The organism is Pseudomonas sp. CC11G (assembly GCF_056174845.1).
In genome coordinates, this window is the sequence record NZ_JBWBZC010000001.1 from 915,952 (window position 1) to 932,044 (window position 16,093).

A 16,093-nucleotide genomic window follows, 5' to 3' on the forward strand; every position below is an offset into this window, starting at 1 on the left:
TCACCGGCCCTCGACATCGGTCAATGCCACCATGGCCTCGCGCGCCCAGCGCACGCTGACCTGCTGGCCGGCCTGGAAGGCGGGGGCGTTCTGCTGCCATTGGGTGTTGGCCTGGCTGACGCTGAGGTTCTGGCCGTTTTCCAGCTGCACTTCAAAACGCGTCGCGGCGCCCTGGTATTGCACGTCGTGCAGCAGGCAGTGACCAGCACATCGCTGCCCACGCCTTCGCTGTTGGTCGCATCGAGCAGACGGATATGTTCCGGGCGAATCGAGAAGGGCGAAGCGCTGCCGGTGAGCAATTGCGCCAGCTCGCCGCGCAGCACGTTGGAGGTGCCGACGAACTCCGCCACGAACGGCGTGGCCGGTTTCATATACAGGTTGCGCGGAGTGTCGACCTGCTCGATACGACCCTTGTTGAACACCGCCACGCGGTCGGACATCGACAGCGCTTCGGTCTGGTCGTGGGTGACGAAAATAAAGGTGATGCCGAGCTGGCGCTGAAGCTTTTTCAGCTCGCTTTGCATTTGCTCGCGCAGCTTCAAATCGAGGGCGCCGAGGGGTTCGTCGAGCAGCAAAACGCGCGGGCGATTGACCAGCGCGCGAGCCAGGGCCACGCGCTGACGCTGGCCGCCGGAAAGCTGCACCGGCTTGCGGTCGCCGTAACCGGCCAGGGCCACCATGCCCAGGGCTTCTTCGGCGCGAGTAAGGCGCTCGCTTTTGCCGACGCCTTTGACCTTCAGGCCGTAGGCCACGTTGTCGCGCACGTTCATATGGGGGAACAGGGCGTAGTCCTGAAACACCGTATTGACGTCACGCTGGTACGGCGCCAGGCCCACGGCCTCGGCACCATGAATACGAATAGAGCCGGCGCTGGGTTGTTCGAAACCCGCAATCAGGCGCAAGCAGGTGGTTTTGCCCGAGCCCGAGGGGCCGAGCATGGAAAAGAATTCGCCATCCTGGATGTCGATGGACACCCGGTCTACGGCTTTGACGTCGCCGAACACGCGGGACACATCGGTGAATTGCACTGCAAGGGTCATAACAAACTCCAGGACAAAAAAACCACCCACCACCGCCCGAACCGATCAGGGTTTGCCGACACAAAATGCGGTCGGAGTGGGGTGGGTGTGAAACACGGCAAAAAGCATTTACGCCGTCAATCCCACGCAGGCGGGAATCCAGAATCGAAAGTCAGACCTCAACCTTCGCAACATCCAACATTCTGGATCCCTGCCTGCGCAGGGATGACGGTGGAGGGGGAGAGAACTACCTGCCGCCCATGATGGCGATGAAGTCCTGCGTCCATTTGCTGTATGGAACACACGCATCCTGCGTCTTGCACTTAGCCTGCGGCGTCTTCCAGAACGCGATCTTGTCGAACTGGTCGTAGCCGTTGGTGGCGCAGCCTTCAGCCCCGAGCAATTCGCTGGCCTTGCACGCCACCGGCACTGCCGGCACCGAGCCGAACCAGGCTGCCAGGTCGCCCTGCACCTTGGGTTCCAGCGACCAGTTCATCCACTTGTAAGCACAGTTGGGGTGCTTGGCTTCGGCGTGCAGCATGGTGGTGTCTGCCCAGCCGGTGACGCCTTCTTTGGGGAAGGTGGTGGCAATCGGTTGGCCTTCGGTTTTCAGCGCGTTGGCTTGGTACGGCCAGGCACTGGAGGCGACCACGCCTTCGTTTTTGAAGTCACTCATTTGTACGGTGGTGTCGTGCCAGTAGCGGTGGATCAGGTCGTGCTGGGTACGCAGCACTTCAAGCACGGCCTTGTACTGGGTTTCGTTGAGTTCGTACGGGTCGTTGATCTTCAGTTCAGGCTTGGCGTTTTTCAGGTACAGCGCGGCGTCGGCGATATAGATCGGGCCGTCGTAGGCTTGCACGCGGCCTTTGTTTGGCTTGCCGTCGGGCAGGTTCTGCGCTTCGAACAGCACGCTCCAGCTATCCGGGGCTTTCTTGAAGACGTTGGTGTTGTACATCAGCACGTTCGGGCCCACTGGTAGGGCGCGCCGTAGGTTTTGCCGTCCACCACATACCACGGCGCATCTTTCAGGCGGCCGTCGATGGTTTTCCAGTTGGGGATCAGGTCGGGGTTGATCGGCTGTACGCGTTTGCCGTAGATCAGGCGCAGGGAGGCGTCACCCGAGGCGGTGACCAGGTCGTAGCCGCCCTTGGTCATCAGGCTGACCATCTCGTCGGAGGTGGCGGCGGTTTTTACGTTCACCTGGCAACCGTGTCTTTTTCGAACTGGGTGACCCAGTCGTAGTTCTTGTCGGTTTCGCCACGTTCGATATAGCCAGGCCAGGCAATGATATCCAGCGCGCCTTCACCGGCACCTACGGACTTCAGGGTGTCGGCGGCCTGCAAGGTGGCGCTGGCCAGCAGTGCGGTGGTCAACGCACTCAATAGAGCGGTTTTTTTCACGAACATTTTAGGTATCCCTCTTATCTGTCTTGGGTTCGGGGCAGTTGAACGTCGTGTTGCGTACTTCTTATTTTCTTAACCGCTCGGTCTTGAGCCGGGCTGGTAGGGGTCTTACGGAAATCGTCAGTCCGTCAGCTGGCCATGCCGGGCCATGATGTGGCGTACCACGCTGTAATCCTCCAGCGAGTCGCTGGACAAATCCTTGCCGTAGCCCGAGCGCTTGAGGCCGCCGTGGGGCATTTCGCTCAGCACCAGAAAGTGGCTGTTGATCCAGGTGCAGCCGTATTGCAAACGGGCGGCCACCTGCATGGCTTTGTCCAGGTTCTGGGTCCAGATGGAGGAGGCCAGGCCGTATTCGGAGTCGTTGGCCCAGTCCACCGCCTGGCTCAGTTCGTCGAAGCGGGTCACGGTAACCACCGGGCCAAACACTTCGCGTTGCACGATTTCATCGGTCTGTTTGCAGCCGGCTAGCAGGGTGGGCTGGTAGTAGAAACCGGGGCCGGAGTGCACGGCGGCGCCGGTGATGCGTTCGATGTGCGGCTGGCCCAGGGCGCGTTCGACAAAGCTGGCGACGCGGTCGCGCTGGCGGGCGCTGATCAGCGGGCCGATTTCGTTGTCGGCATCGCGCTTGCGGGCAAAGCGCAGGCTGCTCACGGCTTCGCCAAGTTCGGCTACCAGGCGATCGTGAATACCGGCCTGGGCGTAGATGCGGCAGGCGGCGGTGCAGTCTTGCCCGGCGTTGTAATAACCCCAGGTGCGCACGCCTTCGACTACGGCCTTGAGGTCTGCGTCGTTGCAGACGATCACCGGCGCCTTGCCGCCCAATTCCAGATGGGTGCGTTTAACTGATTTGGCCGCGGCCTGAAGGATTTTCTGCCCGGTGACGATATCGCCGGTCAGCGACACCATGCGCACCTTGGGGTGGCTGACCAGATGGCTGCCAACGCTTTCGCCGCCGCCACAGATAATGTTGATCACGCCCGGCGGCAGCAGCTCGGCCAGCACCGGCGCCAGGCTGAGAATCGACAGCGGCGTGTGTTCGGAGGGTTTGAATACCACCGTGTTGCCAGCGGCCAGGGCCGGGGCGATTTTCCACGCGGCCATCATCAGCGGGTAGTTCCACGGCGCGATGGAGGCGACCACACCAATCGGGTCGCGGCGCACCATGCTGGTAAAGCCGGGCAGGTATTCGCCGGCGAGCTGGCCGGTCTGGCAGCGCACGGCACCGGCGAAGAAACGGAATACATCCACTGCTGCGTTCAAGTCGTCTTGACGAGCCAGGTGTAGGGGTTTGCCGCAGTTCAACGATTCCAGGCGGGCCAAGGCGTCGGCGCGCTGTTCAATGGCATCGGCGATTTTCAGCAGGATGGCAGAGCGTTGTTGCGGTGTAGTGCGGGCCCAGCCGGTAAAGGCGCGGTCGGCGGCCTGAATGGCGGCGGTCACCTGGTCGGTGGAGGCTTCGCTGATGCGAATCAGGGTTTCACCCGTGGCGGGGTTGAGGATCGGCTCTACAAAGCCTTCGCCGGCTACCAGGCGACCGTCGATCAACAGTTCGCTGGAAAAGGGCGTGGGGTTGCGGCACCGGCCATCGAGTTCGCTCACTGTTGTTTTTGTCTAAGGCGTTGCGCGGGTTAAGCGCGCAGAAATGCCTTGATACGAGTGGCAACAGAGACTAGAGGTCGGTTTGGTGGGCGACAAATTCTAAATACCGAACGCCGCGTTCGATTAAATAGATGGCCTGCGTTTGTCGAGCTGTTCGCGGGCGACGGTGAGGAATGGATCAACCAGCGCAGGCCGCGCCGTGCCTCGCCGCCAGGCCAGGCCGACGTCCAGGGTCTGGGTTAAATCCACCACCGCGCGGGCTTCGATGATGTCGCCTTCCAGCGACCACGGCCGGTAGGTCATATCCGGCTGAATAGACAGCCCCAGGCCCGCTGCCACCAGGCTTCGCACCGCTTCGGTAGAGCCGGTGCGCAGGGTGACGTTGGGCTGCAGGCCGGCGCGGGACCATATGCGCTGGGCGTTCAAACCCATTTCATCCACGTTCAGTTGAATCATCGGTTCGTTTACGACATCGGCCAGGCTGATGCTGTCGTGTTCCAGCAGCGGGTGCTGCGGCGGCAGCCACAGGCGCAGCGGCGAGTGGGTAAGTACCTCGGTTTGCAGGGCGTGGCGGTCTTCGAGGTTGGAGAGAATGAGTACGCCCACATCGATCTCGCCGCTGACCAGCAAGTGCTCGATATACGGGCGCTCGTCTTCCATCACGCGAATTTCCACGTTGGGGTAGGCGCGCTGAAAACGGGTGATCAGGTCGGCCAGGTAATAACCGGCCACCAGCCCGGTCACGCCGATGGTGAGCTGGCCGGCCACCTGGTCGGTGCTCTGCTGCAGGCTGCGCTTGGCGTTATCTACCGTGGCCAGAATCAAATGCGCCTGGCGCAGAAACTGGTGGCCCTGGTGGGTGAGGGTCATGCCCTTGGCGTGGCGGTTGAACAGACTGACGCCGATTTCCTGCTCCAACTGCTGGATGGCCAGAGTGAGCGTGGACTGGGAAATAAACACCGCCTGGGCGGCCGCGGAGATGGAGCCGGTTTCTGCCACCGCGATGAAATGGCGGATTTGGCGCAGGGTCATCATGGCGAAGAGGGCTCTTGAGCAGGCAGAGACCGCTAAAGTGCCATGAGATTAATCGCTTGAGTAGCCTGGCTATCGTTTATTTAGAACGAGTGGTGTCGCTTTTCACTCGTTAAAGAAGCCTTTTGCCGCTTTCAGATATGCCTCGCGAGTGGCGCCGTCCAGCCATTGCGCATACAGGTCGATGACTTCGCCATCACGCAGGCGGCGCACGGAGGCGTTGATGGCCTTGATGGCTTCCAGGCCCTCGGGGGTTTTCGAGCAACTTACGTAGCCCAGTTGATAGGCCGGCACGCCTTTGATCGGGTAATAGTCCAGGGCGTCCAGCGGTACGTTGGCTTCCTGGGTCTGGTAGCGCATTTCCGGCCAGTAGCCGAGCACGGCATCCAGGCGTCGGTGTTGCTGCATGCGCAGCAGACTCAAGGTGGCGTCGGTGCCGTGGTGCACGATGATGGTGTTGGGTTTGGCGCGCTTGAGTTCGGCGTCAATCACCTTGCCGTAGCTGCGCTCCACCAGGGTGCCGATGGTGTAGCGGCCGTCGGCTAAATAGGCGGCCAGATCGAATTCGCCCTGTTTCACAAAGGGTGCCAGGGTCTGCTGATCACTTTTGCGCACCACCACGCCGTTGGTAAGGATGCCGAGCGTGGGAATGGAGAAGTACATGATCTGCTCGCGCTCCTTGCTCCAGAGCATGCCCGGGTCGCAGCTGAGCACGCCGCTGGTGAGTATCTGCGTGGCACGGGCGCGATTGGCCACACTGACAATGTGCTCGTACTGCGGCAGGTCGGCCATCAGCATCGCTAGCATGCGGTCGGCAATGCCCTGACCTTTCAGCGGGCCTTCGAGGATATTGAAGGGCGGCATATCGCGGATGGTCCAGATTAGCCGCGGTTTTTCTGCATAAGCGGGCAAAGCGCCAACCGCACAAAGTGCTAGCAGCGCCAAACGGCGAAGAAGGGGCATTGCAGGCATGGAAAACACTCCAGAAAACGCCGGGAGTACAGCGTGAAAAGTATAGGCGTCTGGCGCGCCCTTACTCGATCGGCGAACGATATAGGCTGCGGGCTGGCGGCGTCCAGAACGGGCGCACAGTTGGGACCGGCGTACGTTTTGGCAAGAGTGTGCTTTGCGCACCAATGCGTTCGCCTATGGACTCTGGATTCCCGCCTGCGCGGGAATCGGTGGCGAATGGAAAACTTCCGTTATCCCCGCGCAGGCGGGGATCCAGACTCTAGATCGCGCCGCTGGTTTTCAGGGCCGCAATCTGCTCCTCGCTATACCCCAACCCCGCCAGCACAGCCTGATTGTGTTCCCCCAATTGCGGCCCCACCCACTCGGCACTGCCCGGTGTCTCCGACAGCTTGGGCACGATGCCCGGCATCTTGAAGGCTTTGCCATCGGGCAGCTTGGCGCTGAGGAACATCTCGCGGGCCAGGTATTGCGGGTCGGTAAACATATCTTCGGCCGAGTAGATGCGGCTGGCCGGCACTTCGGCGGCATTCAGCGCCGCCAGCACGGCCTCCAGCGGCAGCGAGCCGACCCAGCGGTCGATCACGCCATAGAGTTCGTCGCGGCGCAGGTCGCGGCCGTCGTTGCTGGCCAGGGTCGCGTCGTCGGCCAGGTCCGGGCGGCCGATGGCGAACATAAATCGCTTGAAGATGGCATCACCGTTCGCCCCGATCTGGATATGTTTGCCATCGCTGCTGGTGTGAATAGAGGAGGGCGTGATGCCCGGCATGATGTTGCCGGTGCGCTCGCGAATAAACCCGAACACATCGAACTCCGGCACCATGCTTTCCATCATGGCGAAGATGGCTTCGTACAATGCCACGTCCACCACCTGGCCCTGGCCGCCGTTCACTTCGCGATGCCGCAGCGCCATCAGCGCGCCGATTACGCCCCACAATGCGGCAATGGAGTCGCCGATGGAAATGCCGGTGCGTACCGGCGGGCGGTCTTCAAAGCCGGTGATATAGCGCAGCCCGCCCATGGACTCGCCCACCGCGCCGAACCCCGGCTGGTCTTTCATCGGCCCGCTCTGGCCGAAACCAGAGAGGCGCACCATCACCAGTTTCGGGTTGAGGGCATGCAGTTCGTCCCAGCCGAAACCGAGTTTTTCCAGCACGCCGGGGCGGAAGTTTTCGATCAGGATGTCGGCTTCGCTGAGCAGCTTGCGCAGCACCTCGCGGCCGTCAGGGTGTTTGAGGTTGAGGGTCAGGGACTGCTTGTTGCGCGCCTGCACGAACCACCACAGCGAAGTGCCTTCGTACAGCTTGCGCCATTTGCGCAGCGGGTCGCCGCCATCGGGGGACTCCACCTTTATCACCTCGGCGCCGAACTCCGCGCAGATACGCGAGGCGAACGGCCCAGCGATCAGGGTGCCGAGCTCAATGACTTTGACTCCGGCGAGGGGTTTAGTGGCGAGGTTCATGGCGGTATCCGGTCGGCAGACAATGGCCGCGACTCTAACCCGCAGCGGTCGCTTGCGGTAGACTTGCCGCCTTTGCCCCTACCTAGAAGCCGAACCATGGCCCAGCCGTCCACGACCTATAAAGTCGACCTCAACCTCACCGACCTCGACCGGGGCGTGTACGCCACCTCGCGCCTGACCATCGCCCGTCACCCTTCCGAAACCGAAGAGCGCATGACCGTGCGGTTGCTCGCCTATGCGCTGTGGTACAGCGAAGAGCTGAGCTTTGGCCGTGGCCTGTCGGATGTGGATGAGCCGGCCCTGTGGGAAAAGAGCCTGGATGGCCGTGTGCTGCACTGGATTGAAGTAGGCCTGCCCGACGCCGACCGTTTGACCTGGTGCTCACGCCGCACCGAACGCACCAGCCTGCTGGCCTACGGCAGCCTGCGCGTGTGGCAGACCAAGGTGGTGGACGCGGCGAAGATGCTCAAGAACGTGAACATCGCCGCGGTGCCGCAAGAGGCGCTGGAAAACCTGGCCAAAGACATGCCGCGCACCATTACCTGGGCGGTGATGATCAGCGAAGGCACCATTTTTGTGACCGATGACCGTGGTCAGCATGAAGTGCAGTTGGAGTGGTTGATGGGGGATCGGGGGGAGTAATTAGTCGCCCTAGCTCGGTCCGTCCCCTCTGCCCGCTTGCGGGAGAGGGCTAGGGTGAGGGTTTTAGATGTTGCGTCTGCCGCAGCCCTCACCCCCAGCCCCTCTCCCGCAGGCGGGAGAGGGGAGCTAAAGCCAACACCGATCAAGTCCCCGATGCTTTTACCGAGGCAAAGGCACCATGCGTTCTGCAGCTCCTACTCCTCACCGACGCGGCCGATTCGCGCGCTTCCTCCACGCGATTACCTCGCCGTATCTGCGCTACCAGCATGCCAACGTGATCCACGCGGTGCGCGTGGGGTTGGCGATGGCGACGACCATTTTGCTGACCACCGGCATCAATCTGCCGCATGGCGTATGGGCGTCGGTCTCGCTGCTGGTCGTGGTCGGCGGTTTGCAGCACTACGGCAATGTCCGCAAGAAAGCCATGGAGCGCGCACTTGGCACTATGCTCGGCGCGCTGATCGGGCTGTTCCTTATATTCGTCCAGAGTGTTTGCGGCTCGCTGCTGTTGTTCTTTGCGCTGATGTCGATCATCGCCGGTGCCTGCGCCTACTACGCGATCGGCCGGCCCGGCTACGTCGCGCTGTTGACAGCGATCACCATGGTGATCGTCGCCGGTCATGGCGATCTGGATTTCAGCACCGGCCTGTGGCGCACGGCCAATGTGCTGATCGGTATTTCCATCGCGGTGGCGTTTTCGTTTGTGCTGCCGCAATACGCGGTCTATTCGTGGCGCTATCGCTTGGCCGACAACCTGCGCGATTGCGCGCGGCTGTATGGCGCGTTAGTCGACGGCAAGCCGCTACTGGCTGAGCAAACCACCAGTCGCTTCGTGGTCATGAGCCAACGATTGGTGCAGGCGCGCGCGTTGATGGAGTCGGTGGCCAAAGAAACCCGAGTGCCCATCGTGCGGCTGGAGGAGATTCAGCGGCTGCATCGATCAATCCTTGAAACGCTGGAGATGCTGATCAATTCGTTGCCTGAGCAGCGAGACGCGGACGGTCACGCGACCCACGCGGGCGGTTTCGCACTCGCCTGCACGCCGCGTGAGTACGCCGTGCGTCGCCAGCTTTTGCGCACGGCGCGCGCGCTGCGTTTTGGACGGGTGAGCTTGCTGCACCAGAGCAACGACGCATCGAGCAGCATGCCCGCAGACGCTTCGGTCGCCCCGGTGGGAGACGCCACGACGCAGGGCATGCATTGGCTGGCCATGCGTTTCTCTGAGCAGGTGGAACGGTTTAGACTGCGACTCGGCGAAATTGAGCGGCACTGGAACATAGAAGGCGCGCGCCGCCTGAACGACTGAAACACCCCCGCGCCGATCAGGCAGATTCTGTTTGATTGGCCCCGCTGAATAACTTTTTATTGTGTAGCCCCTGCCAACCCCATGCGCATCGAATCCCGTCCGTTACCTGCCACCTTGCCCAACCTCGGCGACCTGCCCCCATTGCTCACTCGGCTTTACGCCGCCCGTGGCGTGCAGTCGGCGGCCGAGCTGGATAAGGGCCTGGCCAAGCTGATTCCCTATCAGCAACTGATGGGCATCGAGGCGGCTGTGGAGTTGCTGGTGCAGGCCCTGGAGCAACGCCAACGCATCCTTATCGTCGGCGACTTCGATGCCGACGGCGCCACCGCCAGCACCGTGGGCGTGCTCGGTTTGCGCTCGCTCGGTGCGGCCCATGTCGATTACCTGGTGCCCAATCGCTTCGAATACGGCTATGGCCTGACCCCGGAAATTGTCGCCGTGGCCCTGGAGCGTCAGCCGCAGTTGCTGATGACGGTGGATAACGGCATTTCCAGTGTGGAAGGTGTAGCGGCGGCCAAAGCGGCGGGCCTCAAGGTGCTGGTCACCGACCACCACTTGCCCGGCGCCGAGTTGCCGGCGGCCGATGCCATCGTTAACCCGAACCAGCATGGCTGCACCTTTCCGAGCAAGGCGCTGGCGGGCGTGGGCGTGATTTTCTATGTGCTGCTGGCGCTGCGGGCGCGGTTGCGTGAGCTGGACTGGTTTGCCCGCGCGGGCCTCAAAGAACCGAACCTCGCCGAGCTGCTCGACCTGGTTGCCTTGGGCAGCGTTGCCGACGTGGTACCGCTGGATGCCAACAACCGCATCCTCGTGCACCAGGGCCTGGCGCGTATTCGTGCTGGCCGTGCGCGCCCGGGGTTGCGGGCGGTATTGGAAGTGGCGGGGCGGCCGGCTGAACGCCTTACCTCCACTGACCTCGGTTTTATTCTTGGCCCGCGCCTGAATGCGGCGGGGCGTTTGGACGATATGAGCCTAGGCATCGAATGCCTGCTCTGCGAAGACGAAGCCCTGGCCCGGGATATGGCCGTGCAACTCGACCAGTTGAACCAGGACCGCAAAACCATCGAGCAAGGTATGCAGCGCGAGGCCCTGGCTCAGCTCAAAGATTTGCCGCTGGAATCGATGCCGTTTGGCTTGTGCCTGTTTGAGCCCGACTGGCACCAAGGCGTGATCGGCATCCTCGCCTCGCGAATGAAAGAGCGTTACCACCGCCCGACCATCGCCTTCGCCGATGCCGGTGACGGCGTGATGAAAGGCTCGGCCCGCTCGGTGCCGGGGTTCCATATTCGTGATGCGTTGGACGCAGTCGCCGCCAAGCACCCTGGCTTGATCAGCAAGTTCGGCGGTCATGCCATGGCGGCTGGTTTGTCGTTACCGCAGGCAAACTTCGGCGCCTTTGCCGCGGCCTTCGATGCTGAAGTGCGCCGCCAATTGCACGAAGACGACCTGACCGGCCGTCTACTCTCCGACGGCGCTCTGGCCGTTGAGGAATTCCATCTGGAACTGGCCCGCGCCCTGCGCAATGCCGGACCGTGGGGGCAACACTTTCCCGAGCCGCTGTTCCACGGCGTGTTCCAGCTGGTGCAGCAACGGGTAGTGGGCGAGCGGCATTTGAAGGTGGTGCTGAAAAGCGAATGCGGCGCCGTGCAATTGGACGGCATTGCCTTTGGCATCGACCGCGAAATCTGGCCCAACCCCACCGTGCGCTGGGTGGAGCTGGCCTACAAGCTGGACGTCAACGAGTACCGCGGGCAGGAAACGGTGCAATTGATGATTGCGCATATTGCGGCGCGCTAACGGCTGTTATCTGCAACCCCGCACCGTCATTCCCGCGCAGGCGGGGATGACGGTGGTAGACGGCCCGGCCTCGACTACTCGCGCTTACCATCCAACGGCTTCACATGGGCCAGCTCTTCCTCATCCAGCCCGTAGCCTTCGCCGATATCGGCTTCGTCGACAATGCTCAAATCCCAATCCGCCGCCGTCTTGCCGCCGGGCTCGTTCGGCGAGCGGGCGCCGCTTTCGTCGATCAGGGTTTCCGGGCTCAGATCGTCCATGCTGACGCCGTCTTCGTTTTCCCCTTCGCCCAAGGTTTCGCCACCGCTCTGGCCGGCTTCGCGGACGCGCTTGGCCGGCTGTTCGCGGGCGATTTCGGCGGGGGATTTCAGGTCGCCGACGCGGCCGCTGCGTTCGTCTTTACGGGCATCGAAATCCAGCTGCTCAATGGAGCCCATGCGGTCTTCGATATCGTCGATTTCTTGTGGGCGATAGCGTTTTTGCGTGCTCATGGCGGGTCCTTCAAGTTGAGGTAACTGAAGGGTGGACTGGGGTGGCGGGCAGATGGTTCAGCCTGTTCGACCGGGGGTAGGCTTAGCGCAGCGCCAGCATGGCGGCCTTTTTATAGAACATTGCCGAGTCGGCTTTGGACATCAGCTCGTCCAGGTGCTCGCCGGCCTGTGGATAAATCGCCACCCCGAGGCTGGCCGACACGCTGAGTTCACGGCCGTGCCAGAGCAGCGGCTGGCAAATGGCGTGGCAGATCTGCTCGGTGAGGCGGTAGATATCGTCGGCGTCGTGCACGCCGTCGAGCAGCACCACGAATTCATCGCCGCCCATGCGCGCGGCCATATCGGCTTCGCGGATATGGGCGCTGATGGCGTTGGCCGCGTGTACCAGAATCGCGTCGCCGGCCTGGTGGCCGTAGGAGTCGTTGATCTCTTTGAATTTGTTCAGGTCCAGGTAACACAGGGCCAGGCGTTCGCCGTTGCGCTTGGCGGTGAGCAGCTTTTGCGTGGCGTAGGGAATAAAGCTGTTTCGGTTGGGCAGGCCGGTGAGGCTGTCGTGAAAAGCCAGGGCGCGCACCTCTTCTTCGGCCACGATGCGCCGGGCAATTTCCCGCTGCAGGCGGCGCTGGCTGGAGAGCAAAATCAACACCACCACCAGAATGGCGGCGCAGCCCAGGCTGATCAGCATGATGATGGTGCGCAGGCGTTCCACCAGCTGCGGCGGGTTGGGGTCGTAAAGAAACCCGTCGAGGCGATCCATGTTCGGCACCATGTTCTGCTCTTTGAATGCCTCGGCCATGCGCATCCAGCGGCCGGGGTTCATATGGCCGATGTCCACCAGGTCTGGAAGCACCAGCCCGCGCATGGCCTGGGCTTCGAACTGCAGGTGCTCGCGGGTTTTCTGCACCTGGTATTTGGTCAGCAGCAGCTCGATGATTTCATCCGGGTGTTCCATGGCGTAGCGCCAGCCCTTGAGGGTGGCGCGGCGAAAGGCGGCCACGCGCATGGGGTTGTCGTTAGCCTCGGCCTCGGTGGTAAACAAAATGTCGCTGTAGAAATCGATGCCGTAGGTGCTCGGCGACAGCACGGTGTACGGCACACCTTTCTCTTGCAGGTAGTAGGGCTCGTTGGTGAGGTAGGAGTTGAAGGCCTGCACCTTGCCGCTGACCAGGTCGTCGACGTTGTAGCTGCTGGGTTGCAGGTCGAGGCTGGCGGGGTCGATGCCCTCGCGGCTGAACATGGTTAAAAAGTCGGCATCGGTCTGGGCATTCATCAGCATCACGCGTTTGCCGACCAGGTCGTGCACGGTCTGGATGCCGGCATCGCTGCGCGCCAGCAGCACCGACGGCGAGTGTTGAAACACCGCCGCCAGGGCCACCAGCGGTTTGCCATTCAGGCGTTCGAACAGCAACTCGCTATTGCCTTCGCCATACAGCGCACGGCCGGCCAGCACTTCTTCCACCGGCGTTCTGCCGGGAGCGCCTTCATGCAGGCGCACGTCAAAGCCTTCTTCGCGGTAGTAGCCCTTGGCGATGGCGGCGTAATAGCCGGCGAACTGGAACTGGTGTTTCCAGCGCAATTGGAAATCGATGGTTTGCAGATGGCCCGGGGGAGGCATGACGGCGGCGCTGCACGTCAGCACCGGCAACAGCAGGGCGAGCAACCACAGGCGCAGCCGGGTGGCACGTCGAAAGGGAATAAACCGGTGCTGGTGCAGCAGCGATAGCGGCATGGCGTCTTCCATGAGCAGCGGTCACAGCCGGCGTTGCCTGGCGGGCTGTGGGTGCCTTGGACGCATCATGCCTGTAGTTCTGCAGGCCGCGCAATCACGGGCTTGTGACGGTTTTGCAGGGGCTGGATTGTTGGACAGGATTAGTCCTGAGGGAACACTTCGCGAGCAAGCTCGCTCCTACAGACGCGCACGGCCGTAGGAGCGAGCTTGCTCGCGAAGGGATTTCAGCTGGTTAATCCTTGCGGCGCTTGAGCTGATCCTGCAATTGGGTAGGCAGATTGCGGATGGTCAGGGTGCCGGCTGCTTCGTTGTACTCGATGTTCGAGCCCAACAAATGCGCCTCGAAACTGATCGACAACCCTTCCGCGCGACCGGTGAAGCGGCGGAATTGGCTAAGGGTGCGTTTGTCGGCCGGGATCTCTGGCGACAGGCCGTAATCCTTGTTGCGGATATGGTCGTAGAAGGCTTTCGGCCGTTCTTCGTCGAGCAGGCCGGACAGCTCTTGCAGCGTCATCGGCTCACCGATCTTGGCCTGGCTGGTGGCGTAGTCGACCAGAGTGTCGGTCTTGGCGCGGGCCTGTTCTTCGGGCAGGTCTTCGCTTTCCACGTAGTCGCTGAAGGCTTTGAGCAGGGTGCGGGTTTCGCTCGGCGAGTCGACGCCTTCCTGGCAGCCGATAAAGTCGCGGAAGTATTCGGAGACCTTCTTGCCGTTCTTGCCTTTGATAAACGAGATGTACTGCTTGGACTGCTTGTTGTTCTGCCATTCCGACAGGTTGATCCGCGCCGCCAGGTGCAGTTGGCCGAGGTCCAGGTGCTTGGCCGGGGTCACGTCCAACGCGGCGTTTACCGCCACGCCTTCGCTGTGGTGCAGCAGGGCGATGGCCAGGTAGTCGGTCATGCCTTGCTGGTAGTGAGCGAACAACACGTGGCCGCCGGTGGAGAGGTTGGATTCCTCCATCAGCTTTTGCAGGTGCTCAACCGCCTGGCGGCTAAAGGACGTGAAGTCCTGATCGCCAGCCTGGTATTGCGCCAGCCAGCCACTGAACGGAAACGCCCCCGATTCAGCCTGGAAGAAACCCCAGGCCTTGCCCTGCTTGGCGTTATAGCTGTCGTTGAGGTCGGCGAGCATGTTCTCGATGGCCTGCGATTCGGCCAGCTCGCTTTCGCGGGCGTGCAGAACGGCCGGGGTGCCGTCGGGTTTTTTCTCGATCAGGTGGACGATGCAGTGGCGGATGGGCATGGCGGTCTCGTTTTTGATGCAATTACAGAACGGCGCGCAGTTTACCCGACCACCTCGGTCGAGGTCGCCCTTCGCCGCTGTAAGGCTTGCAAGCGCTCGATCATGTAGCGCAGGTGCATATGCAGTTCGTACAGCTCGTTGGAGTACGACAGCGGCACTTCCACCCGCGCCAGTTCGTCTTCCAGCCCTTCGAGACGGGCGATTTCGGCGCTGAGGTCGGTCGGCAGTTTGCCTTTGTAGAGTTGCTGGTCGATTTCGCGCAGGTGTTTGTACCAGCGGTAGATGCGCGCACGAATGCGCCATTGGTAGATCGGGCCGATGGCCTTGAACAGCGGGAACAGCAACACCAGCAGCGGGATGGCGAGAATGATGTAGCGGTCGGCCAGCGACGCGATGCGGAACGGCAGGTAGCGCTGCAGAATCGGCAGGCCTTTTTTGTAGTAGTAGTCGGCTTCGTCCAGCGTATGCAGCGATAGCGGAGGCGCCGCCGGGTAGCTGCCGGCGGGGTCGAGCAGGCTGCCGTTTTTCAGCACGGTTTTCGCCGCTTCCAGAATCAGCGCGGTGAGCGAAGGGTGGAAGTTTTCGCCGCTCACCAGGGTGGCCATCGGGCCCAGGGTGACGATGTCGTGGTCAGGGGTGTTTTGCGCCATATCGAGCATGCCTTCGCCGACTTCCAGTTGGCTGAGGTATGGCAGACGCGCCAGATAAGCCGCCGTACGCCGCAGGCTGACCAGTTGCAGATTGGGGTCGGCAGCCAGGCGCTGCACCAACGGGTTTTCGGCCGGGCCAACGAAAAACGCCGCGTCCAGCTCGCCGGCAATCAGTGCATCCGCCGCCTTGCCGCCACCGAGGGCTTGCCAGGTTTTCGGGTACTGCGCCGGTTCGATATGGTTGGCGGCAAAGAGCGCGGCCGTTACGGCTTGCGTGCCGCTGTCTTCGACGCCAATGGCGACGCGCATTTTCATTAGGTCGGCGAGGCGATCGAACTTGGCTTTCTTGCCGAGAAACAGCCAAAGCGGCTCGCGGTACATCACGCCCAGGCCATTGAGTTTGCCGCGCTCGGCAGGCTCGATGCTGAGCTCCTGGCCGCTTTGCACCAGGGCCAGTTCAACCTCGCCCTTGGTCAACTTGTTGAGGTTGTCTTGCGAGCCTTTGCTTTCCACCAGCTCCAGATCAAAGCCCTGTTTATCCAGCTCGGCTTTGAGCTTTTCGGCGAAGGCGTGATAGCCGCCGCCGGCCGCACCGGTGGCCATGCGCGCATGCATGGGCGGTGGCGGGGCGACGAAGTAGAAGAGGGCACCCACGAGCGCTGCCACCACCGGGACTATCCACAGGTTGGTGAGCAGCATTTTTAAATCACGCAAGATCCTACGCATTGCATTTCCTTGGCGGCGCTCGACAGTG

Annotated in this window: 11 protein-coding genes and 2 pseudogenes; 3 read left to right on the plus strand and 10 right to left on the minus strand. The window is 62.0% G+C overall.

The window, feature by feature from the left end; translation table 11 throughout:
* The 6 genes and pseudogenes from AC0V2S_RS04305 to AC0V2S_RS04330 form a co-directional block, all read right to left on the minus strand.
* Positions 1–1,040 (minus strand): annotated as a pseudogene (locus tag AC0V2S_RS04305) (ABC transporter ATP-binding protein).
* Positions 1,041–1,266: 226 nt separating this feature from the next.
* A pseudogene (gene ydcS / locus AC0V2S_RS04310) lies at positions 1,267–2,425 on the minus strand (putative ABC transporter substrate-binding protein YdcS).
* Between the two features lie 117 nt (positions 2,426–2,542).
* Positions 2,543–4,021 (minus strand): gamma-aminobutyraldehyde dehydrogenase, encoded by a 1,479-nt coding sequence (locus AC0V2S_RS04315; RefSeq protein WP_475508646.1) that lies wholly within the window; start codon positions 4,019–4,021, stop codon positions 2,543–2,545.
* A 123-nt stretch (positions 4,022–4,144) separates the two neighbouring features.
* Complete coding sequence (locus AC0V2S_RS04320) at positions 4,145–5,056, minus strand: LysR family transcriptional regulator (protein WP_475508647.1); 912 nt, start codon at positions 5,054–5,056, stop codon at positions 4,145–4,147.
* 102 nt (positions 5,057–5,158) lie between these two features.
* On the minus strand, positions 5,159–6,025 hold the full coding sequence (locus tag AC0V2S_RS04325) for a TIGR02285 family protein (RefSeq protein ID WP_475508648.1): 867 nt from the start codon (positions 6,023–6,025) through the stop codon (positions 5,159–5,161).
* A gap of 259 nt (positions 6,026–6,284) precedes the next feature.
* The gene (locus AC0V2S_RS04330; protein WP_475508649.1) at positions 6,285–7,484 is read right to left on the minus strand and encodes a CaiB/BaiF CoA transferase family protein; all 1,200 of its coding nucleotides are present in this window, start codon (positions 7,482–7,484) and stop codon (positions 6,285–6,287) included.
* A 96-nt stretch (positions 7,485–7,580) separates the two neighbouring features.
* Between AC0V2S_RS04330 and AC0V2S_RS04335 the strand changes: the two genes are divergently transcribed.
* From AC0V2S_RS04335 to recJ, 3 genes are all read left to right on the plus strand, one after another.
* Positions 7,581–8,126, plus strand: coding sequence for a YaeQ family protein (locus tag AC0V2S_RS04335; RefSeq protein WP_475508650.1), 546 nt, complete (start codon positions 7,581–7,583; stop codon positions 8,124–8,126).
* Positions 8,127–8,304: 178 nt separating this feature from the next.
* The gene (locus AC0V2S_RS04340; RefSeq protein ID WP_475508651.1) at positions 8,305–9,432 is read left to right on the plus strand and encodes an FUSC family protein; all 1,128 of its coding nucleotides are present in this window, start codon (positions 8,305–8,307) and stop codon (positions 9,430–9,432) included.
* An 81-nt stretch (positions 9,433–9,513) separates the two neighbouring features.
* Positions 9,514–11,229, plus strand: coding sequence for a single-stranded-DNA-specific exonuclease RecJ (recJ, locus tag AC0V2S_RS04345; protein WP_475508652.1), 1,716 nt, complete (start codon positions 9,514–9,516; stop codon positions 11,227–11,229).
* 74 nt (positions 11,230–11,303) lie between these two features.
* Here recJ and AC0V2S_RS04350 read toward each other — a convergent pair whose 3' ends face one another.
* The 4 genes from AC0V2S_RS04350 to AC0V2S_RS04365 all read right to left on the minus strand — a co-directional run bounded on the left by AC0V2S_RS04350 (position 11,304) and on the right by AC0V2S_RS04365 (position 16,065).
* Positions 11,304–11,720 (minus strand): phosphotransferase system, HPr-related protein, encoded by a 417-nt coding sequence (locus AC0V2S_RS04350; RefSeq protein WP_475508653.1) that lies wholly within the window; start codon positions 11,718–11,720, stop codon positions 11,304–11,306.
* 82 nt (positions 11,721–11,802) lie between these two features.
* Positions 11,803–13,449, minus strand: coding sequence for an ABC transporter substrate-binding protein (locus AC0V2S_RS04355; RefSeq protein ID WP_475508654.1), 1,647 nt, complete (start codon positions 13,447–13,449; stop codon positions 11,803–11,805).
* Positions 13,450–13,681: 232 nt separating this feature from the next.
* Positions 13,682–14,689 carry a nucleoid-associated protein YejK gene (gene yejK, locus AC0V2S_RS04360; RefSeq protein WP_475508655.1) on the minus strand — a complete coding sequence of 336 codons (1,008 nt, stop codon included), beginning with the start codon at positions 14,687–14,689 and terminating at the stop codon, positions 13,682–13,684.
* A gap of 41 nt (positions 14,690–14,730) precedes the next feature.
* Entirely contained in the window at positions 14,731–16,065 is a 1,335-nt protein-coding gene (locus tag AC0V2S_RS04365; protein ID WP_475508656.1) for a TAXI family TRAP transporter solute-binding subunit, read from the minus strand.
* Positions 16,066–16,093 lie beyond the last annotated feature (28 nt).